Genomic DNA, 23,910 nt, shown 5'->3' with positions numbered 1-23,910 from the left:
CGCCGTCGAACTGCTCACCGAGCAGACCGCGTGGCCCGAGACCGGCCGCCCGCGCCGTGCCGCCGTCTCCTCCTTCGGCATCAGCGGCACCAACGTCCACACCGTCCTCGAGCAGGCGCCCGCCACCACCGCGCCCGCCCCGGCCGCCCCCGAGCGCACCGCCGGCGCCGTCCCGCTGCTGCTGTCCGGCCGGACCCGCGACGCCCTGCGCGCCCAGGCCGCCCGCCTGCTCACCCACCTCCAGAACCACCCCGAGCCGTCCCTCGCCGACCTCGGCCACTCCCTGGCCACCACCCGCTCCCGCTTCGAGCGCCGCGCCGCGGTGATCGCACAGGACCGCGACGGACTGCTCGCCTCCCTCGGCGCCCTCGCCGCCGGCCGTCCCGACCCGGCCGTCGTCGAGGGTGAGGCCGCCGGGCGTGCCCGGGTCGCCGTGATGTTCTCCGGCCAGGGCAGCCAGCGCGCCGCCATGGGCCGCGAACTGTACGAGACCCAGCCCCGGTTCGCCGCCGCGTTCGACGAGGTGTGCGCCGCCCTCGACCCGCTGCTCGACCGGCCGCTGCGCGAGGTCGTGTTCGCCGCCGAGGGCACCGACGAGGCCGCCCTGCTCGACCGCACCGGCTGGACCCAGCCCGCGCTGTTCGCCGTCGAGGTCGCCCTCTACCGCCTCGTCGAGAGCTGGGGCGTCCGCGCCGACTTCGTCACTGGTCACTCCATCGGTGAGATCGCCGCCGCGCACATCGCCGGGGTGTTCACCCTCCAGGACGCCGCCCGCCTGGTCGCCGCCCGCGCCACCCTCATGGAGGCGCTGCCGTCCGGCGGCGCCATGATCGCCGTCCAGGCAACCGAGGACGAGGTCGCCCCGCTGCTCGGCGACCGCCTGTCCGTCGCCGCCGTCAACGGCCCCACCTCCGTGGTCGTCTCCGGCGACGAGGACGCCGCCGTGGAGCTCGCCGCCGAGTTCTCCGGCCGAGGGCGCCGCACCAAGCGTCTACGGGTGACCCATGCCTTCCACTCGCCGCACATGGACGCCATGCTCGACGCGTTTCGCACGGTCGCCGAGACGCTGTCCTACGCCGCCCCCCGCATCCCGCTGGTCTCCGACCTGACGGGCCGCAGGGTCGATGACGCCGAGGTGCGAACCGCCGACTACTGGGTGCGCCATGTCCGCGAGGCCGTACGGTTCGCCGACTGCGTCCGCACCCTGCGCGACGCCGGCGCCACTCTCTTCCTCGAACTCGGCCCCGACGGACTGCTGACCGCCATGGCCGAGGACACCCTCGGCGACGAGCATGACTCCGTACTCGTCCCGCTGCTGCGCGCCGGCCGCCCCGAGGAGACCGCCGCCGCCACCGCCGCGGCCCGCCTCCAGATCCACGGCGTTGACCTCGACTGGACCGCGTACCTCGCCGGCGCCGGGGCTCGCCGCACCGACCTGCCGACCTACGCCTTCCAGCACGCCCACTACTGGCCCCAGCTGCCCTCCGCCGCGCCCTCCTCGGCCGGCGACCCCGCCGACCAGAAGCTGTGGGCCGCCGTCGAGCGCGGCGACGCCGCCGAACTCGCCGCCGTCCTCGGCCTCGACGAGGACAGCCTCACCCCGCTCGACTCCCTGCTGCCCGCGCTCACCTCCTGGCGCCGCGGCAACCAGGAGAAGGCGCTCCTCGACACGCTGCGCTACCGCGTCGAGTGGACCCGGCTGGGCAAGCCCGCCGCGCCCGTCCTCGACGGCACCTGGCTGCTCGTCGCCTCCGACGCCACCGCCGACGACGAGAACGAACTGCTGGACGGCCTCGCCGAGGCGCTCGGCGCGCACGGCGCCCGGGTCCGCCGCCTCGTCCTGGACGCCGACTGCGCCGACCGGGCCGTGCTCGGCGCCCGCCTCGCCGGCACCGAGGACGTCGACACCACCGCCCATGTGCTCTCCGTGCTGCCGCTCGACGAGCGCCCCACCGACGGGCCCGCCGGCTTCACCCAGGGCCTCGCCCTGACCATCGCCCTCGTCCAGACCCTCGCCGACACCGGCGCCCGGGGCCGGCTGTGGACCGCCACCCGCGGCGCCGTCTCCACCGGCCCCGCCGACCCGGTCACCCGCCCCGTCCAGGCCACCGCCTGGGGCATGGGCCGCGGTGTCGCCCTGGAGCACCCCCGCCTGTGGGGCGGACTCGTCGACCTCCCGGCTGAGTTCGACCGCCGCGCCGGACAGCGCCTCGCCGAGGTCCTCGCGGTCAAGGACGCCCCCGACGGGGAGGACCAGGTCGCCCTGCGCGCCACCGGTGTGCACGGCCGCCGCCTGGTCCGCCACACCGTCGACGAGCTGCCCTCCGCCGACCGGTTCACCGCCTCCGGAAGCGTGCTGATCACCGGCGGCACCGGCGGCCTCGGCGCCGAGACCGCCCGCTGGCTGGCCCGCTCCGGCGCGGACCACCTCGTCCTCACCAGCCGCCGCGGCCCCGACGCCCCCGGCGCCGCCGAACTCCGCGCCGAACTTGAGCAGTTGGGTGCGAGCGTCTCCCTCGTGGCCTGCGACGTCGCCGACCGCGACGCCCTCGCCGCCGTCCTCGACGGACTGCCCGCCGACCAGCCCCTCACCGGTGTCGTCCACACCGCCGGCGTCGGCCACTACGGTCCGCTGGACGGGCTGACGCCCGCCGAGTTCGCCGCCCTCACCGCCGCGAAGCTGGCCGGTGCCGCCCACCTCGACGACCTCCTCGGCGACCGCGAACTGGACTTCTTCATCCTGTTCGGCTCCATCGCCGGCGTCTGGGGCAGCGGCGACCAGAGCGCCTACGGCGCCGCCAACGCCTACCTCGACGCCCTCGCCCTGGCCCGCCGCGCCCGCGGCCTCGCCGCGACCTCCATCGCCTGGGGTCCGTGGGGCGGCACCGGGATGGCCGCCGACGACGCCGTCTCCGGCACCCTGCGCCGCCAGGGCCTGCGCCTGCTCGACCCGGCGCCCGCCCTCACCGAGATGCGCCGCGCCGTCCTCCGCCAGGACGTCGCCGTCGCCGTCGCGGACGTCGACTGGACCCGCTACGCCCCGCTGTTCACCTCCGCGCGGCCCAGCGCCCTCATCGGTGACCTGCCCGAGGTCCGCGCCCTGGCCGCCGAGAACACCCCCGCCGACACCGGCGACGCCTCCGAAATCGTGCGGCGGGTCCGCTCGCTGTCCGAGCCGGAGCAACTGCGCCTGCTCACCGAGCTGGTGCGCACCGAGGCCGCGACCGTGCTGGGGCACGCCTCCGCCGACGCCGTACCCGAGGGGCGTGCCTTCCGCGACATCGGCTTCGACTCGCTGACCGCCGTCGAACTGCGCAAGCACCTCGGCGCGGCCACCGGCCTCTCCCTGCCGAGCACCATGGTGTTCGACTACCCGACCCCGCTGGAGCTGGCCCAGTACCTGCGGGCCGAGATGGTCGGCTCCGTGCTGGAGGTCGCGGGCCCCGTCGCCACCGGCGGCGCCGACGACGAGCCCATCGCCATCATCGGCATGAGCTGCCGCTACCCGGGCGGTGTCGGCTCCCCGGAGCAGCTGTGGGACCTGGTGCTCTCCGGCACCGACGCGATCAGCGACTTCCCGGTCAACCGCGGCTGGAACACCGCCGGGCTCTACGACCCGGACCCCGACCACCCCGGCACCACCTACTCCACCCAGGGCGGCTTCCTGCACGAGGCCGACGAGTTCGACCCCATGTTCTTCGGCATCTCGCCCCGCGAGGCGCTCGTCATGGACCCGCAGCAGCGGCTCCTCCTGGAGACCACCTGGGAGGCCTTCGAGCGTGCCGGACTCACCCCCGACACCCTCCGCGGCAGCCTGACCGGCACCTTCATCGGCTCCAGCTACCAGGAATACGGAATGGGCGCCGGCGAGGGCACCGAGGGCCACCTGGTCACCGGCACCAGCCCCAGCGTGCTCTCCGGCCGCCTCGCCTACGTCTTCGGCCTCGAAGGTCCGGCGGTCACCGTCGACACCGCCTGCTCGTCCTCGCTGGTCGCGCTGCACCTGGCCTGCCAGGCGCTGCGCAACGGCGAGAGCGACCTCGCGGTCGCGGGCGGCGCCACGGTCATGACCACCCCCAACGCGTTCGTGGCCTTCAGCCGGCAGCGGGCCCTCGCCCAGAACGGCCGCTGCAAGGCGTTCTCCGAGAGCGCCGACGGCATGACCCTCGCCGAGGGCGTCGGCATCGTCCTCGTCGAGCGGCTCTCCGACGCACGCCGCAACGGCCACCCGGTGCTCGCCGTGATCCGCGGCTCCGCCATCAACCAGGACGGCGCCTCCAACGGCCTCAGCGCCCCCAACGGCCCCTCCCAGCAGCGGGTCATCCGCCAGGCCCTCGCCAACGCCCGCGTCGCCCCCGGCGAGATCGACCTCCTGGAGGCCCACGGCACCGGCACCCCGCTCGGCGACCCCATCGAGGCGCAGGCCCTGTTCGCCACCTACGGCCGCACCCGTACGCCCGAGACCGCGCTGCTGCTCGGCTCGGTGAAGTCGAACATCGGCCACACCCAGTCCGCCGCCGGTGTCGCGAGCATCATCAAGATGGTCATGGCGCTGCGCCACGGTGTGATGCCGCGGACCCTGCACGCCGACGAGCCCTCCAGCCACGTCGACTGGAGCCCCGGCACCGTGCGGCTGCTCGGCGAGAACACCGACTGGCCGGAGACCGGCCGTCCGCGCCGGGCCGCCGTGTCCTCGTTCGGCATCAGCGGTACGAACGCCCACATCATCCTGGAGCAGGAGACCGAGGCGCCCGCCGCCGACGACGAGCAGCCCATCGTGGCGCCCGTGCCGGTCGCCGCCGGCGTCGTGCCATGGGTCTTGTCCGCCCGTGGCGCCGCCGCACTGCGCGAGCAGGCCGACCGTCTCCTCACTCACCTCGTGACCGCCGTCCCGGCGGCCCGCCCGATCGACATCGGCCTGTCCCTCGCCACCTCCCGCGCCCTCTTCGAGCACCGCGCCGTGGTCGTGCCGCCCGCCGGCACCGACCCGCTGGAGGCGCTGCGCGCCGTCGCCGCCGACGGGCCCTCGGGCGTCGTCGCCCGCGGTGTCGCCGACGTCGAGGGCCGCACGGTCTTCGTGTTCCCCGGTCAGGGCTCGCAGTGGGTGGGCATGGGTGCTCAACTCCTGGACGAGTCGCCGGTGTTCGCGGAGCGGATCGCCGAGTGTGCCGCCGCGCTCGCCGAGTTCACCGACTGGAACCTGATCGACGTGCTGCGGGGCGTGGCGGGCGCGCCGACGCTGGAGCGCGTCGATGTCGTCCAGCCCGCGTCGTTCGCGGTGATGGTGTCGCTGGCGGCGGTGTGGCGTGCGCAGGGTGTGGAGCCGGACGCGGTGGTGGGTCACTCGCAGGGTGAGATCGCCGCTGCCGTGGTGTCCGGTGCGTTGTCGCTGCGTGACGGTGCCCGGGTGGTGGCGCTGCGGAGCCAGGCCATCGGGCGCAGTCTCGCGGGCCGGGGCGGGATGATGTCGGTGGCGCTGCCGGTCGCCGACGTGGAGGCCCGTTTGGAGGCGTTCGGCGGGCGGGTGTCCGTCGCCGCCGAGAACGGCCCCCGCTCCTCCGTCGTCGCGGGCGAGCCGGAGGCCCTGGACGAGCTGCACGCGCAGCTCACCGCCGAGGAGATCCGGGCCCGCCGGATCGCCGTGGACTACGCCTCGCACTCCCACCACGTCGAGGACCTGCACGACGAGATCCTTCAGCTGCTGGGGGAGGTCGCGCCGACCGCGTCCGAGATCCCGTTCTTCTCCACGGTCACCGGCGACTGGCTCGACACCACCGTCATGGATGCCGGTTACTGGTACCGCAGCCTGCGCGGCCGGGTCCTGTTCGCCGACGCCGTGCGCGGTCTGCTGGCCGCCGAGCACCGGGCCTTCATCGAGGTCAGCTCCCACCCCGTCCTCGCCATGTCCGTCCAGGACATGATCGACGACGCCGGTGTGGCGGGTGTCGCCTCCGGCACCCTGCGCCGCGACAACGGTGGCCTGGACCGCTTCCTGCTGTCCGCCGCCGAGGTGTGCGTCCGCGGCGTCGACGTCGACTGGGCCGCCCTGTTCGAGGGGACCGGTGCGTCCCGTGTCGACCTGCCCACCTACGCCTTCCAGCACGAGAACCTGTGGGTCGTTCCGGCCGCCCCGGAGACCGTCACCGCCGCCGACCCCGAGGACGCCGCGTTCTGGACCGCCGTCGAGGACGGGGACGTCTCCACCCTGACCGCGGCCCTCGGCACCGACGAGGACTCCGTCGCCGCCGTGCTGCCCGCGCTGTCCTCCTGGCGCCGGGCCCGCCGGGAGCGCTCCACCGTCGACTCCTGGCGCTACCGCGCCACCTGGAAACCCGTCACCAAGCTCCCGCAGCGCACCCTCGACGGCACCTGGCTGCTGGTCACCACCGACGGCGTCGACGACACCGACGTCGCCGAGGCGCTGGAAGCGGGCGGCGCCCAGGTGCGCCGTCTCGTCCTCGACGAGACCTGCACCGACCGCACCGTCCTGCGTGAGCGTCTGACCGACACCGACGGCCTCACCGGCATCGTCTCCGTCCTCGCCGGAGCCGAGCGGACCGGCGCCGTCCCCGGCACCGGGCTCGTCCTCGGGGTCGCGCTCACCGTCGCCCTCGTCCAGGCGCTCGGCGACGCCGGCATCGACACCCCGCTGTGGGCGCTGACCCGCGGTGCCGTCTCCACCGGCCGCGCCGACAAGGTCACCGCGCCCGTCCAGGCCCAGGTCACCGGCATCGGCTGGACCGCCGCGCTGGAGTGCCCGGGACGCTGGGGCGGTGTCGTCGACCTGCCCGAGACGCTCGACGCGCGCGCCGGTCAGCGGCTCGCGTCCGTCCTCGCCGGCGCGCTCGGCGACGACGACCAGATCGCCCTGCGCTCCTCCGGCGTCTTCACCCGCCGTATCGTCCGCGCCGACGCCACCCCCGACGGCCCCGCCCGCGACTGGAAGCCGCGCGGCACCACCCTGGTCACCGGCGGCTCCGGCACCCTCGCGCCCCACCTGGCGCGCTGGCTCGCCGAGCAGGGCGCCGAGCACCTGGTCCTGGTCAGCAGGCGCGGTCCCGAGGCTCCCGGCGCCGCCGAACTCCGCGCCGAGCTGGAGGAAAGCGGCACCGCGACGACCCTCGCGGCCTGCGACATCACCGACCGCGAGGCGGTCGCCGCGCTGCTCGACGGCCTGAAGGCCGAGGGCCGCACCGTCCGCACGGTCGTGCACACCGCGGCCACCATCGAACTGCATACCCTCGACGCCACCACGCTCGACGACTTCGACCGCGTCCTCGCCGCCAAGGTCACCGGTGCGCGGATCCTCGACGAACTCCTCGACGACGAGGAGCTGGACGACTTCGTCCTGTACTCCTCCACCGCCGGCATGTGGGGCAGCGGCGCGCACGCCGCGTACGTCGCGGGCAACGCGTATCTGGCCGCCCTCGCCGAACACCGGCGCGGACGCGGTCTGACCGCCATGTCGCTGTCCTGGGGCATCTGGGCGGACGACCTCCAACTCGGCCGCGTCGACCCGCAGATGATCCGCCGCAGCGGCCTGGAGTTCATGGACCCGCAGCTCGCGCTGAGCGGCCTCAAGCGGGCCCTCGACGACGACGAGCAGGTCATCGCGGTCGCCGACGTCGACTGGGAGACGTACCACCCCGTCTACACCTCGGCCCGGCCCACCCCGCTGTTCGACGAGGTCCCCGAGGTGCAGCGGCTCACGGCCGCCGCCGCGCAGGGCGCCGGGACCGCCGCCCGGGGCGAGTTCGCCGCCGCGCTGCTGGCCCTGCCCGCCGCCGAGCAGCACCGCAAGCTGCTGGAGACCGTCCGCACCGAGGCCGCCTCCGTGCTCGGCCTGTCCTCCGCCGAGGACCTCACCGACCAGCGCGCCTTCCGCGACGTCGGCTTCGACTCCCTGACCGCCGTCGGGCTGCGCAACCGGCTCGCGTCCGTCACCGGGCTGACGCTGCCGTCCACGATGGTCTTCGACTACCCGAACCCGGCCGCCCTGGCCGGCTTCCTCCACTCCGAACTGGCCGACGTCCACTCCGCGGGCTCCGTCGCCGTCGCCGCCGGCGCGCCCGTCGACGACGACCCGATCGCCATCGTCGGCATGAGCTGCCGCTACCCCGGCGGCGTCACCTCCGCCGAGGAGCTGTGGCGGGTCGCGCTGGACGAGGTCGACGCGATCTCCGTCTTCCCGGCCGACCGCGGCTGGGACGCCGAGGCCCTCTACGACCCCGACCCGGACGCGTCCGGCCGCACCTACTCGGTCCAGGGCGGCTTCCTGCGCGACGTCGCCGACTTCGACCCCGGGTTCTTCGGCATCTCGCCCCGCGAGGCCCTGTCGATGGACCCGCAGCAGCGACTCCTGCTGGAGACGGCCTGGGAGGCCTTCGAGAACGCCGGCATCGACCCGGTCGGCCGGCGCGGCAGCCTCACCGGCACCTTCATCGGCGCCAGCTACCAGGACTACGGCGCCGCCGTGCCCGGCAGCGAGGGCTCCGAAGGCCACATGATCACCGGCTCGCTCCCCAGCGTCCTGTCCGGCCGCGTCTCCTACCTCTTCGGCTTCGAGGGCCCGGCCGTCACCCTCGACACCGCGTGCTCGTCCTCGCTGGTCGCCATCCACCTGGCCTGCCAGTCGCTGCGCAACGGCGAGAGCACCCTCGCCCTCGCCGGCGGTGCCAGCATCATGTCCACCCCCATGTCGTTCATCGGCTTCAGCCGGCAGCGGGCGCTGGCCGAGGACGGCCGCTGCAAGGCGTACGCCGAGGGCGCCGACGGCATGACCCTCGCCGAGGGCGTCGGCCTGATCCTGCTGGAGCGGCTCTCCGACGCCCGCCGCAACGGCCACGAGGTCCTCGCCGTCATCCGCGGCTCCGCCATCAACCAGGACGGCGCGTCCAACGGCCTCACCGCCCCCAACGGCCCCTCGCAGCAGCGTGTCATCCGCCAGGCCCTCGCCAACGCGGGCGTCGAGGCGGACGACATCGACGTCCTGGAGGGCCACGGCACCGGCACCTCCCTCGGCGACCCGATCGAGGCGCAGGCCCTGTTCGCCACCTACGGCAGGGACCGCGACCCCGAGCGGCCCGTGCTGCTCGGCTCGGTGAAGTCCAACATCGGACACACCCAGATGGCCTCCGGCGTCGCCAGCGTCATCAAGCTGGTCCACGCCCTCAACGAGGGCGTCGTCCCCAAGTCGCTGCACATCGACGAGCCGTCCACCCACGTCGACTGGTCCTCCGGCGCCATCCGGCTGCTCACCGAGCGCACCGAGTGGCCCGAGACCGGCCGTCCGCGCCGCGCCGCCGTGTCGTCCTTCGGCCTCAGCGGCACCAACGCCCACACCGTCCTGGAACAGGCCCCTGCCGACAGCGCCCCGGCCGAGCCCGAGGACACCCCCGCGCCGCGGGACGGCCTGGTGCCCGTCCTCGTCTCCGGACGCGGCGAGGCGGCCCTGCGCGCCCAGGCCGGAGCCCTGCTCGACCTGCTGGCTGAGCATCCCGGCATCCACCCGACCGACCTGGCGTTCTCCCTCGCCACCTCGCGCGCCACCCTCGAACACCGCGCCGCGGTCGTCGCCGACGACCACGAAGGACTGGTGCGCGGCCTGACCGCGCTGCGCGACGGAATGCCCGGCGCCGGACTGGTCCAGGGCCGCACCGGCCGCGGACGCACCGCCTTCCTGTTCACCGGACAGGGCAGCCAGCGCCTCGGCATGGGCCGTGAACTCTACGAGCACCACCCGGTGTTCGCCGACGCCCTGGACGCGGTGCTCGCCCGCATCGACGGCACCACCGAACGCCCCCTGCGCGACGTGCTGTTCGCCGCCGATGGCTCCGAGGACGCCGCCCTGCTCCACCGCACCGGCTACGCGCAGCCCGCGCTGTTCGCACTCGAAGTGGCGCTGTTCCGGCTGCTGGAGTCGTGGGGCGTCACCCCCGGCTACCTGGCCGGCCACTCCGTCGGCGAGATCGCCGCCGCGCACGTCGCCGGCGTCCTCGACCTCGACGACGCCTGCGCCCTGGTGGCCGCCCGCGGCCGGCTCATGCAGGCGCTGCCCGAGGGCGGCGCGATGGTCGCCCTGGAGGCCGCCGAGGACGAGGTGCTGCCGCACCTGGAGGGCCTCGCCGACCAGGTCTCCGTGGCCGCCGTCAACGGGCCGCGGTCCGTCGTCGTCGCCGGCGAGGAGGAGCCCGTGCTCGCCCTTGCCGCGCACTTCGCCGAGCAGGGGCGCCGTACCAAGCGTCTGCGGGTGAGCCATGCCTTCCACTCGCCGCTCATGGACGCCATGCTGGACGACTTCGCCGCCGTGGCCCGCGCGCTGACGTACCACGCGCCGACGATCCCGTTCGTCTCCAACGTGACCGGCACCCTCGCCACTCCCGAGCAGGTGTGCACCGCCGACTACTGGGTCTCCCACGTCCGTTCCACCGTGCGCTTCGCCGACGGCATCGGCTGGCTGTCCACCCAGGGCGGCGTCCGGACCTTCCTGGAACTCGGCCCCGACGGCGTGCTCACCGGCATGGCCCGCGAGAGCCTCACCGACGCCTCCCGCACGGCGCTGCTGCCCACGCTGCGCAGCGACCGCCCGGAGGAGCAGGCCCTCGTCACCGCCGTCGCCGCGGCCCACACCCACGGCTTCGACGTCGACTGGGCCGCATGGTTCGAGGGCGGCGGCGCCCGCCGCGTAGACCTGCCCACCTACGCCTTCCAGCGCGAACGGTACTGGCCCGACCCCACCGCGGCCGGCACCACCGCCGCCGTCCCCGGCTCCGCACTCGACGCCGAGTTCTGGGCCGCGGTGGAACACGCCGACGTCGCGTCGCTCGCCGCCTCCCTCGGCCTGGACGACACGACCGTCACCGCGATGGTCCCGGCGCTCACCGCCTGGCGGCGGCGCCGCGGCGAACAGTCCGCGCTCGACTCCTGGCGCTACCGCGTCACCTGGAAGCCGCGCGGCGGCGCCCCCGGCACCGCACCCACCGGGCGCTGGCTCGTCCTCGTCCCGGCCGAGCACCGCGACGAGGCCACCGCCGCCTGGGCCGCCGACGTCGAGGCCGCCCTCGCCACCGCGACCGTCCGCGTGGAGGTCACCGGCACCGACCGCGCCGCCCTCGCGGCCCGGCTCACCGAGGCCGCCGACGGCGACACCTTCCAGGGCGTGCTGTCGCTGCTGCCGCTCGCGCCCGGCGACGCCGGACACCCCGGCGCCCCGGCCGCGCTCACCCTCACCGCCACCGCCCTCCAGGCGCTCGGAGACGCCGGCCTCGACGCCCCGCTGTGGAACATCACCAGGGGAGCCGTCGCCGTCGGCCGCTCCGAGCAGGTCACGGCGCCCGAACAGGCCGCCGTGTGGGGCCTGTTCCGGGCCGCCGCCCTCGAACTGCCCGGCCGCGTCGGCGGCAGCGTCGACCTCCCGGAGGACCTCGACACGCAGGCCGCCCGCCGGCTGCGCGGGATCCTGGCCGCCGGTGACGGCGAGGACGCCGTCGCCGTCCGCGCCGGCGGCGTCTTCCTGCGCCGGCTGGCCCACAGTCCCGCCGCCGACACCGTCGGCTCCGCCTTCGACCCGGCGGCCGGCACCGTCCTGATCACCGGTGGCACCGGCGGCATCGGCGGACACCTCGCCCGCCGCCTGGCCCGCGACGGCGCCGCCCATCTGCTGCTCACCAGCCGCCGCGGCCCGGACGCCCCGGGCGCCGCCGAACTCCGCGCCGAACTGGAGGAGTCGGGCGCCCGCGTCACGATCGCCGCCTGCCACGCCGCCGACCGCGACGCGCTCGCCGCACTCCTCGCGGCGGTGCCCGAGGACGCGCCGCTCACCGCCGTCTTCCACACCGCGGGCGTCGTCGACGACCACGTGGTGGACGAGCTGACCCCGGCGAGCTTCGCCACCGTCCTGCACGCCAAGACGGTCGCCGCCCGTCACCTGCACGACCTCACCGCCGGCCACGATCTCGCCGCGTTCGTCCTGTTCTCCTCGACCGCCGGTCTCATCGGCGCCGCCGGACAGGGCAACTACGCCGCCGCCAACGCCCAGCTCGACGCCCTCGCCGAGCAGCGCCGCGCCCAGGGCCTGCCCGCCCTGTCCGTGGCCTGGGGCCCCTGGGCCGGTTCCGGCATGGTCGCCGACGCCGCCGAGATCGCCGCCCGCGTGCGCCGCGGCGGATTCGAACCGCTCGACCCCACCTCCGGCGTCGCCGCGCTGCTGCGCGCCGTCGACAACGGCGACACGACCGTGGCCATCGCCGACATCGACTGGGAACGCTTCCTGCGCGCCTTCGCGTCGGCCCGCCCGCTGCCGCTCGTCGCGGACCTCCCGGAGACGGCCGGCGCCACCGCCCCGGCGGCGGCCGGTGCCACGGGGTCCGGTCTGCGGCAGCAACTGGCCGAGCTGCCCGCCGAGGAGCGTCCCGCACACGTCCTCGACCTGCTGCGCACCCAGGTGGCGGCCGTCCTCGGCCACGCCGACGCCCGCACCGTCGACGACGACCTGGCCTTCCGCGACCTCGGCTTCGACTCGCTCACCGTCCTGGAGCTGCGCAACGCGCTCAACGCCCTCACCGGCCTGAGCCTGCCCGCCTCCCTCGTCTACGACCACCCCACGCCGCGCGAGATGGCGGACTTCCTGCTCGCCGAACTCCTCGGCACGCTCCCGGAGTCCACCGCCCACACCGTCGCCACCCGGGCCGTCGACGAGGACCCGATCGCGGTCGTCGGCCTCGCCTGCCGCTTCCCCGGCGGCGTCACCACGCCCGAGGAGCTGTGGCGGCTGCTGGCGGAGGGCCGCGACGGCATCACCGGCTTCCCCGACGACCGCGACTGGGACATGGCGGCGCTCGGCGCCGGCGCCTCCGACACACTGCACGGCGGATTCCTCGCCCGGGTCGCCGACTTCGACGCCCGCTTCTTCGGCATCTCGCCCCGCGAGGCGCTCGCCATGGACCCGCAGCAGCGGCTGCTGCTCGAAACCACCTGGGAGGCCCTGGAGCGGGCCGGCATCGACCCGGCCGCGCTGCGCGGCTCCACCACCGGCGTCTTCGTCGGCACCAACGGCCAGGACTACCCGAACCTGCTGCGCCGCTCGGCATCGGACGTCTCCGGCTATGTCGCCACCGGCAACACCGCCAGCGTGATGTCCGGCCGCCTCTCCTACGCCCTCGGACTGGAGGGCCCCGCGGTCACCGTCGACACCGCCTGCTCCTCCTCGCTGGTCGCCCTGCACTGGGCGGGCCGCGCGCTGAGCGCCGGCGAGTGCGACCTCGTCGTCGCGGGTGGCGTCTCGGTGATGTCGACCCCCGACTCCTTCATCGAGTTCAGCACCCAGGGCGGCCTGGCCCCCGACGGCCACTGCAAGCCGTTCTCCGACGACGCCGACGGCACCGCCTGGTCCGAGGGCGTCGGGATCCTGGTCCTGGAACGGCTCTCCGACGCGATCCGCAACGGCCACGAGGTCCGCGGCATCATCCGCGGTACCGCCGTCAACCAGGACGGCGCCTCCAACGGCCTGACCGCCCCGAACGGCCCGTCCCAGCAGCGCGTCATCCGCCAGGCGCTCGCGGACGCCCGCCTCGCGCCGTCCGACATCGACGCGGTCGAGGCGCACGGCACCGGCACCACTCTCGGCGACCCGATCGAGGCGCAGGCCCTGCTGAACACCTACGGCCGGGACCGCGACGCCGACCAGCCGCTGCTCCTGGGCACCGTCAAGTCGAACATCGGCCACACCCAGGCCGCCGCGGGCGTCGCCGGCGTCATCAAGATGCTGCTGGCGATCCAGCACGGCACCCTGCCGCGCACCCTGCACGTCACCAGCCCCACCAGCCACGTCGACTGGAGCAGCGGCGCCGTGTCGCTGCTCACCGAGGAACGCGACTGGCCCGGGACGGGACGGCCGAGGCGCGCCGGTGTCTCCGCCTTCGGCGTCAGCGGCACCAACGCGCACGTCATCGTGGAGCAGGCTCCCACCGACGAGCCCGCCCCCGCCCCCACCGACCAGCCCGCCTCCGCCGCCGACATCACCACCGTCCCCTGGATCGTCTCCGGCCGCAGCCGCGAGGCACTCCAGGACCAGGTCGACCGGCTCACCGCGTACGCCGCCGCCCACCCGGAGCTCTCCCCGCTGGACGTCGGCCGCTCCCTGGCCACCGACCGCACCCTCTTCCCGCACCGCGCCGTGCTGCTCTCGGGCCCCGACGGGGTGCGCGAGACGGCCCGCGCGGTCGCGTCCCGCACGCCCGGCCGTACCGCCTTCCTGTTCTCCGGCCAGGGTGCCCAGCGCGCCCTGATGGGCCGCGAACTGTACGAGCGGTACCCGGTGTTCGCCGACGCTCTGGACACGGTCCTCGCGCAGTTCGACACCGCGCTGGACTTCCCGCTGCGCCAGGTCCTGTTCGCCGCGCCGGGCACGCCCGACGCCGAGCTGCTGGACCGGACCGGCCGGACCCAGCCCGCGCTGTTCGCCGTCGAGGTCGCCCTTCACCGCCTCCTGGAGTCGTGGGGCCTGACCCCCGACCACGTCGCCGGTCACTCCATCGGTGAGATCGCCGCGGCGCATGTCGCCGGGGTGTTCTCGCTGGAGGACGCGTGCACGCTGGTCGCCGCCCGTGCCTCCCTGATGCAGGCGCTGCCGCGGGGCGGTGCGATGCTCGCGGTGCGGGCCACCGAGGAGGAGGTCGTCCCGCACCTCACGGAGCGGGTCTCGATCGCCGCGGTCAACGGGCCGTCGTCGGTGGTGGTCGCCGGTGCCGAGGACGAAGTCGTGGTGATCGCCGCGCACTTCGAGGCGCAGGACCGCAAGACCACCCGGCTGCGGGTCAGCCACGCCTTCCACTCGCCGCTCATGGACCCGATGCTCACCGCCTTCGCCCGGGTCGCGGAGTCCCTCACCTACCACGAGCCCCGCATCCCGCTGGTCTCCACCGTGACCGGCGCCCCCGCCGGAGCCGAACTCCTCACCCCCGGCTACTGGGTGCGGCACGTCCGCGAGACCGTCCGGTTCGCCGACGGCGTGCGGGCCCTGCACGAGGCCGGCGTCACCGCCTTCGTCGAGGTCGGCCCGGACCGGCAGCTCACCGCCGCCGCCCAGCAGACCCTGGACGCGTCCGCCGACGAGGCACCCGCCACCGTCGTCCCGCTCCAGCGCCGCGACCGCGCCGAGGAGACCACCCTCCTGGAGGGCCTGGCCACCCTGCACACCCAGGGCAACGGACCCGACTGGACCGCCTGGTTCGCCGGCACCGGCGGACACCGCGTCGAACTGCCGACGTACGCCTTCCAGCGCGAGCGCTACTGGCCCGAGCCCGTCGCGCCCGGCGCCACCGGCACGCCCGACCCCGTCGACGCCGCCTTCTGGGCCGCCGTCGAGCGGGAGGACCTGGAGAGCCTCACGGCCTCCCTGGGCCTGGACGGCGACACCGTCACCACGATGGTGCCCGCGCTGTCGGCCTGGCGCCGCCGCACCGACGCCCGCTCCACCGCCCGTGACTGGCGCTACCACGAGAGCTGGACCGCGCTCGGCACCCCGGCGCCCGCCGCACTCACCGGCCGCGTCCTGGCCCTCGTGCCCGCCGAACACGCCGGTGCCGACTGGGCGGAGACCCTCGTCGCCGCACTGGGCGCCGACCCGCTCGTCGTCGACGGGGCCCCCGGCTCCCTCGCCCGGGAACTCACCGATCTCGACCCGGCCGGCTGGACCCTGGTGGTCTCGCTGCTCGCCGCGGGCACCAGCACCCTGCCGGCGCCCGACGCCACACCGGCCGCCGTCCTGGAGGCCCTGCGGACCGCCGGCGTCGACGCCCCGCTGTGGTGCGTCACCCGCGGCGCCGTCTCCGTCGCCGGGGAGGCACCCGCCGCCGTCGGCCAGGCCGGCCTGTGGGGCATGGGCCGGGTCGCCGCGCTGGAGCACTCCGAGCGCTTCGGCGGCCTCGCCGACCTCGCGCCCGACGCCGACACCGCCATCGCGGGCCTCCTCGCCGCCCACCTGGCCGAGCCCGGCACCGAGGACCAGATCGCCGTCCGCGCCGCCGGTCTCCTCGGCCGCCGCCTCGTGCGCACCGCCGTCGCCCCCGGCGACACCGGATGGCGCCCGCACGGCACCGTCCTCGTCGTCGGCGGCACCCGCACCATGGGCGCCCGCGCCGCCCGCTGGCTCGCCCGCGAGGGCGCCGCCCGCCTGGTGCTGACCACCTCGCCCGCCGACGGCGCCACCGACACCGAGGAGCTGCGGGCCGAACTCGCCCGACTGGGCGCCGAGATCACCGTCACGCCGTACGACGGCGGCGACCGGGACGCGGCCACCGCCCTCCTGGACGGTCTGACCGACCTCACCGCGGTCGTGTACGCCGACGACGCCCCGGCGGACGGCCCGGCCGCCGCCCTCGCCCCGGTGGACACCCTCGCCGAGGCCGTCGCAGGACGTTCCCTGGACGCGTTCGTGCTCTTCGGCTCCATCGCCGGGGTCTGGGGCGTGCGCGGCCGGGCCGACGAGGCCGCGTGCGGCGCCTACGTCGACGCCCTCGCCCGCGCCCTGCGCGCCGACGGGACGCCCGCGCTGGCCGTCTCCTGGGGCGCCTGGGCCGAGCTGGCCGACCCGTCGACCACCGCCCATCTGCGGATGAACGGCCTGCCGGTGATGGACGCCGACGCCGCCCTGACCGCGCTGGCCGGTGCCGTCGCCGACGGCACCGCCGCGGTCACCGTCGCCGACGTCCGCTGGGACACCTTCGCCCCGGCGCACCACGAGGCCCGGCCCACCGCGCTGTTCGACGGTCTGCCCGAGGCCAGGACCGCCCTCGCCGGCGCGGCCCGCGCCCGCGCCGAGGGGGCCACCGCCTCCGGCGGCTACGGCCAGTGGCTCCTGGAGCAGCCCGCCGCCGACCGGGACGACATCCTGCTCGCCCTCGTCGGTGAGAAGGCCGCCCTGGTCCTCGGCCACGCGGACACCGCGCTCGTCGAACCCGACCTGCCCTTCCGGGACCTCGGCTTCGACTCGCTGACCGCCGTCGACCTGCGCAACCAGCTCACCGCGGCCACGGGCGTCACCCTGCCCGCGACCCTGGTCTTCGACCACCCCAACCCGACGGCGCTCGCCGCGCACCTGCGCACCGAACTGCTCGGCGGCGCCACGGACACGGCCGCCCCGGTGGCCGCGCCCGTCGCCACCGGCGACGACCCGGTCGTCATCGTCGGCATGGCCTGCCGCTACCCCGGCGGCGTCGACTCGCCCGAGGACCTGTGGCAGCTCCTCGTCGACGAGGTCGACGCCGTCGGCGACTTCCCGGCCGACCGCGGCTGGGACCTCGACGCCCTCGCCGGCGACGGCCCCGGCCGCAGCGCCACCGACCAGGGCGGATTCCTCCACGACGCCACCGACTTCGACCCCGGCCTGTTCGGCATCTCGCCGCGCGAGGCCATGGTGATGGACCCTCAGCAGCGGATCCTGCTCGAGGCGTCCTGGGAGGCCCTGGAGCGGGCCGGCATCGACCCGGCCACCCTGCGGGGCAGCGGCACCACCGGCGTCTTCGTCGGCGGCGGCTCCGGCGACTACCGGCCGCCCGCCGAGTACGGCCAGTGGCAGACCGCCCAGTCCGCCAGCCTCCTGTCCGGCCGCCTCGCCTACACCTTCGGCATCCAGGGCCCCACGGTGTCCGTCGACACCGCCTGCTCGTCCTCCCTGGTCGCCCTGCACCTGGCCGCCCAGGCCGTGCGCTCGGGCGAGTGCACCATCGCCCTGGCCGGCGGTGTCACCGTGATGGCCACCCCGGTCGGCTTCGTGGAGTTCAGCGCCCAGGGCGCGCTGTCGCCCGACGGCCGCTGCCGCGCCTTCTCCGAGGACGCGAACGGCACCGGCTGGTCGGAGGGTGTCGGCATGCTCGTCGTCGAGCGCCTCTCCGACGCCCGGCGCAACGGCCACCGGGTGCTCGCCGTGCTGCGCGGCTCCGCCATCAACCAGGACGGCGCCTCCAACGGACTGACCGCGCCCAGCGGCCCCGCCCAGCAGCGCGTCATCCGCCAGGCCCTCGCCAACGCCCGCCTCGAGGCCGCCGACGTCGACGCCGTCGAGGCGCACGGCACCGGCACCAGGCTGGGCGACCCGATCGAGGCGCAGGCCCTGCTCGCCACCTACGGCCAGGACCGCGAGCGACCCGTCCTGGTCGGCTCCCTGAAGGCCAACATCGGCCACACGCAGGCCGCGTCCGGTGTCGGCGGCGTCATCAAGATGGTGCTCGCCATGCGGCACGGTCTGCTGCCGCGCTCGCCGTACACCGAGAACCCCTCCTCGCACGTCGACTGGACCGCGGGCAACGCGCGCCTGCTCACCGAGCTCACTGCCTGGCCCGAGTCCGAGCGGGTGCGCCGGGCCGCCGTCTCCTCCTTCGGGGCCAGCGGCACCAACGCCCACCTGATCCTGGAGCAGCCGGCCCCCATCGAGGAGCGCGCGCAGCCCGCGCGGCCCGCCGCGGACGGCTCGCCCGTCCCCGTCCTGCTGTCCGGCCGCTCGCAGAACGCGCTGCGCGCCCAGGCCCGCAGGCTCCTGGCCCATGTGGCAGGCCACCCCGAGGAGACGGTCACCGACCTGGCCCGCACCCTGGCCACCACCCGCGCCGTCTTCGAACACCGGGCCGCGGTGACCGCCGCCGACCGGGACGCGCTGCTCGCCGGACTCACCGCCGTCGCGGAGGGCACCACCGCCGCGCACGTCGTCGAGCACCACGTGGAGCGCACCGGCAAGCACGCCGTGCTCTTCTCCGGCCAGGGCTCCCAGCAACTCGGCATGGGCCGGGACCTGTACGAGCGGTTCCCGGCGTTCGCCGAGGCGTTCGACGCGGTCCTCGCCCGCCTCGACGGCCACCTCGGTGCCTCGCTGCGGGACATCGTCTGGCACGGCGACCAGGAGTCCCTGGGCGAGACGAGGCACACCCAGCCCGCGCTGTTCGCCTTCGAGGTCGCCTTGTACCGCCTGGTGGAGTCCTGGGGTGTGACGCCGGACTTCGTCGCCGGCCACTCCGTCGGCGAGATCGCCGCCGCCCACGTCGCGGGCGTCCTCTCCCTGGACGACGCCTGCCGGCTGGTCGCCGCACGGGCCCGACTGATGCAGGAACTGCCGCGCGGCGGCGCCATGGTCGCGGTCGAGGCCACCGAGAAGGAGGTCACCGCCCACCTCACCGACGCGGTGTCGATCGCCGCGGTCAACGGCCCCACCTCCGTCGTGCTCGCCGGTGAAGAGGACGCGGTGCTCGCCGTGGCCGCCGTCCTCGCCGAGCGGGGCCGCCGTACCACCCGCCTCAAGGTCAGCCACGCCTTCCACTCGGCGCTGATGGACCCGATGCTCGCCGAGTTCCGCAAGGTCGCCGAGAGCCTGCGCTACGAGGCACCCCGCATCGCCGTCGTGTCGAACCTGACCGGCGACGTGGCGGGCGCCGGGGAACTGTGCAGCGCCGACTACTGGGTCCGTCATGTGCGCGGCACCGTCCGGTTCGCCGACGGCGTCACCGCGCTGGCCGGCCGGGGCGTCCGGGTCTTCCTCGAACTCGGCCCCGACGCGGTGCTGTCCGCGCTCGCCGAGCAGAGCGCTCCGGACGCCGTCGGCATCCCCGCGCAGCGCCGCGGCCGCGACGAGGTGGCCACCCTGGTCGCCGCCCTCGGCCGGCTGCACGTACACGCCGCCGGGCCCCGCTGGGACGCCTTCTTCGGCGCCGCCCCCGGCTCCTGGCTCGACCTGCCGACCTACGCCTTCCAGCGCGGCCGGTTCTGGCCGGACGCCCTGCCCGCCACCGCGCAGGCCGGCGTGTCCGCCGGGGAGGCCGACGGCACCGACACCGCCTTCTGGGACGCCGTCGCGCAGGAGGACTTCGGCTCGCTCGAGTCCGTCCTCGACGTCGAGGGCGACGCCCTGTCCAAGGTGCTGCCGGCGCTGCTCGACTGGCGCCGCCGCAATTCCGAGGAGACGCGGCTCGACAGCTGGCGCCACCGCATCGTCTGGAAGCGTCTGACCGGCGCGGCGATGGCCCACCGCAAGCCGCTCACCGGCACCTGGCTGGCCGTCGTCCCCGAGGGCCTCGGCGAGGACCCGTGGGTGACGACCGCTCTGGACGCCCTGGGCACCCGGGTGGTGCGCGCCGAGGTCGGCGGCGCCGACCGGGAGGCCATGACCGCCACCCTGCGCGAGGCCGCCGGGGAGGGCACCGGCTTCGCCGGCGTCGTCTCCCTGCTCGCCCTGCGCGAGACCGTGCACGGCGACGTGCCGGAGGGCGTCGCGCTCACCGGCACGCTGCTCCAGGCCCTCGGCGACGCCGGGATCGAGGCCCCGCTGTGGTGCGTCACCCGCAGCGCCGTGTCCGCCAACCGCGCCGACCGCCCGCGCCGGCCGCTCCAGGCCGCCGTGTGGGGCCTGGGCCGGGTGGCCGCCCTGGAGTACCCGCACCGCTGGGGCGGCCTGGTGGACCTGCCGGAGCGCGCCGACGAGCGGGCCGCCGCCGGACTCGCCGCCGTCCTCGCCGGACTCGACGGGGAGGACCAGGTCGCCGTGCGCGGCTCCGCCGTCCTCGCCCGCCGCCTCGTGCCGGCCCCGGACCGCGGGCAGAGCAGCGCCTGGGACCCGACCGGCACCGTACTGATCACCGGCGGCACCGGCGCCCTCGGCGCCCATGTGGCCCGCCGCCTGGCCAAGGACGGCGTCCAGCACCTGGTGCTGCTCGGCCGCCGCGGTCCCGAGGCGCCCGGCGCCACCGCCCTGCGCGACGAACTCGAAGCGCTCGGCACCGGCGTCACCCTCGCCGCCTGCGACGCCTCCGACCGGGACCGACTGGCCGCGGTGCTCGACGCGATCCCGGCCGACCGGCCGCTGACCGCGGTGATCCACGCGGCGGGCGTGCTCGACGACGGCGTCATCGACCGGCTCACCCCGGAGCGGTACCAGCAGGTGTTCCGCGCGAAGGTGACCTCGGCGCTGCTCCTCGACGAGCTGACCCGCGACCTCGACCTGGCCGCGTTCGTCCTGTTCTCGTCCGCCTCCTCCGCGGTCGGCAACCCCGGCCAGGCCAACTACGCGGCCGCCAACGCGGTCCTGGACGCCCTCGCCGAGGCCCGCCGGGTGCGGAACCTGCCCGCGACCTCCGTGTCCTGGGGCGCCTGGGGCGGCGGCGGCATGGCCGGCGGCCACGGCGCGGACGACGCGGCCCGCCGGGCCGGTGTCGTCGCCATGGACCCGGACCTCGCCGTGGAGTCGCTGCTGCGGCTGGTCACCGGCAAGGAGCCGACCGCGGTGGTCGCCGAGGTCGCCCTCGACCGGTTCGCCTCCGCCTTCGGCGGCACCCGGCCGAGCGCCCTGCTGCGGGAGTTCCCCGGCTACCGGGAGACCGTCGCCGCCGCGGCGCCCGAGTCCCCGGAGGGCACCCTCGCCGACCGGCTGGCGGGCATGCCGCCGGCCCGCCGCCTCGACACCGTCGTGGACCTGGTGCGCACCCGTGCCGCGCAGGTCCTCGGCTACCCGGACACCGGCGCCGTCGGCGCCGAACGGTCCTTCCGGGACCTCGGGGTGGACTCACTCGGCGCCGTCGAGCTGCGCAACCAGCTCGGCGCCGCGACCGGCCTGAGCCTTCCCGCGACGCTGGTCTTCGACCACCCGACGCCGCTGGCGCTGGGCGAGTTCGTCCTCGCCCGGCTCGTCCCCGACGAGCCGGCCGTGTCCGACGAGGAGACCGAGATCAGGGCCGTACTGGCCTCCGTCCCGCTCGACCAGCTGCGTGAGATCGGTGTCCTGGAGCCCCTGCTCCAGCTTGCCGGACGCGGTGGCGGAGCCGGCGACGACGAAGACGGCGAGTCCGTCGACTCGATGACAGTGGCAGACCTGGTGCGGGCCGCGCTCGGCGGCCAGTCCGACCTGTAGCGCGAAGTGATGGAGCAGAGATGAACGCCCCCGCTGAGAACGTAGTCGAGGCACTGCGCGCCGCGGTCAAGGAGACCGAGCGGCTGCGACGCCGCAACCGCACGATCGTGGCCGCGGCCCGGGAGCCGATCGCCGTGGTCGGCATGGGCTGCCGCTTCCCCGGCGGCGTCGACTCCCCGCAGGCCCTGTGGGAGATGGTCGCCGACGGCACCGACGTGATCTCCGGATTCCCGGACGACCGCGGCTGGGACCTGGAGGCGCTGCGCACCAGCGGCACCGACGACCGGGACACCTCCGTCAGCCAGCGCGGCGGGTTCCTGGACTCCATCGCCGGCTTCGACCCCGGCTTCTTCGGGATCTCGCCGCGCGAGGCCGTCACCATGGACCCGCAGCAGCGGCTGCTCCTGGAGACGTCCTGGGAGGCGATCGAGCGCGCCCGCATCGACGCCACCGGGTTGCGCGGCACCCGCACCGGCACGTTCATCGGCACCAACGGGCAGGACTACGCCTACCTGCTGGTGCGGTCCCTCGACGACGCCACCGGCGACGTCGGCACCGGCATCGCCGCCAGCGCCGTCTCCGGCCGGCTGTCCTACACCTTCGGCCTGGAGGGGCCGGCGATCACCGTCGACACCGCCTGCTCCTCCTCGCTGGTCGCGCTGCACCTCGCCGTGCAGTCCCTGCGCAACGGCGAGTGCACCCTGGCGCTGGCCGGCGGCGTCAACGTGATGTCGACGCCGGGCTCCCTGGTCGAGTTCAGCCGCCAGGGCGGTCTCGCCCGCGACGGCCGGTGCAAGGCGTTCGCCGACTCCGCCGACGGCACCGGCTGGTCGGAGGGCGCGGCCGTGCTCGTGCTGGAGCGTCTCTCCGACGCCCAGCGCAACGGCCACCCCGTTCTCGCTGTCATCCGCGGCTCCGCCGTCAACCAGGACGGCGCCTCCAACGGCTTCACGGCCCCCAACGGCCCCTCCCAGCAGCGCGTCATCACGCAGGCCCTCTCCAACGCGGGCCTGAACACCGGCGACGTCGACGTGGTCGAGGCGCACGGCACCGGCACCCCGCTCGGCGACCCCATCGAGGCCCAGAGCATCCTCGCCACCTACGGCCAGAACCGTGAACAGCCCCTGCTGCTCGGCTCGATCAAGTCGAACATGGGCCACACCCAGGCCGCGTCCGGCGTCGCCGGGATCATGAAGATGGTCATGGCGATGCGCAACGGGGTGCTGCCGAAGACCCTGCACGTCGACCGGCCCTCCACCCATGTCGACTGGACGGCGGGCAAGGTCGAGCTGCTCACCGAGAACCGCCCCTGGCCCACCGCGCCCGACCGCCCCCGCCGCTCCGGCGTCTCCTCGTTCGGCGTCAGCGGCACCAACGCGCACGTCATCGTCGAGCAGGCGCCCGACACCCCCGCCGCCCAGCCGGAAGAGGCACCGGCCGCGCCCCGCACCGCCGGCGTTCTGCCCTGGGTGCTCTCGGCACGCTCCGCCGCCGCCCTGCGCGAGCAGGCCGCCGCTCTCCTCGACCACCTGGACACCCCCGGCGCCCCCGGCGCACTGGACACCGCGTACTCGCTGGCCACCACCCGCGCGGCCCTGGAGCACCGGCTCGCCGTCGTCACCGACGCGGACGGCACCACCGGCCGCGACGCGCTCACCTCCTGGCTGGCGGGGGACCCCGCCCCGGACGCCCACGAGGGGCAGGCCCTCGGCCGTACCCGCAGCGCCTTCCTGTTCTCCGGGCAGGGTGCCCAGCGCCTCGGCATGGGCCGTGAACTGCACGCCCGCTTCCCGGTGTTCGCCGAAGTACTGGACCGCGCCCTGGACCTGCTCGACGAGGAACTCGGCGCCGGACTCGCCGACATCATCCGGGGCGACGAGGAAGCCCCGCTGAACGAGACGGGCTTCACCCAGCCCGCCCTCTTCGCCATCGAGGTCGCCCTCTACCGTCTGGTGGAGTCCTGGGGCGTCACCCCCGACTTCGTCGCCGGCCACTCCATCGGTGAGATCGCGGCCGCGCATGTC

1 protein-coding gene and 1 pseudogene are annotated in these 23,910 nt (G+C 75.5%); both read left to right on the top strand.

The genetic code is table 11. The features are described from left to right. Positions 1–21,886, top strand: a 21,886-nt coding sequence (locus ACIQMV_RS38490; RefSeq protein WP_402597749.1) for a type I polyketide synthase, incomplete at its 5' end; no start/stop codon positions are given. Between the two features lie 20 nt (positions 21,887–21,906). Continuing rightward, positions 21,907–23,910, top strand: a pseudogene (locus ACIQMV_RS38485) (type I polyketide synthase); the annotation flags it as partial.

Origin of the sequence: Streptomyces sp. NPDC091412, from assembly GCF_044756885.1 — a bacterium.
In the GTDB taxonomy this organism is placed as follows: Bacteria; Actinomycetota; Actinomycetes; order Streptomycetales; family Streptomycetaceae; genus Streptomyces.
The sequence above is the reverse complement of the archived record's forward strand: the minus strand, read 5'-3'. Positions and strand labels throughout refer to the sequence as shown.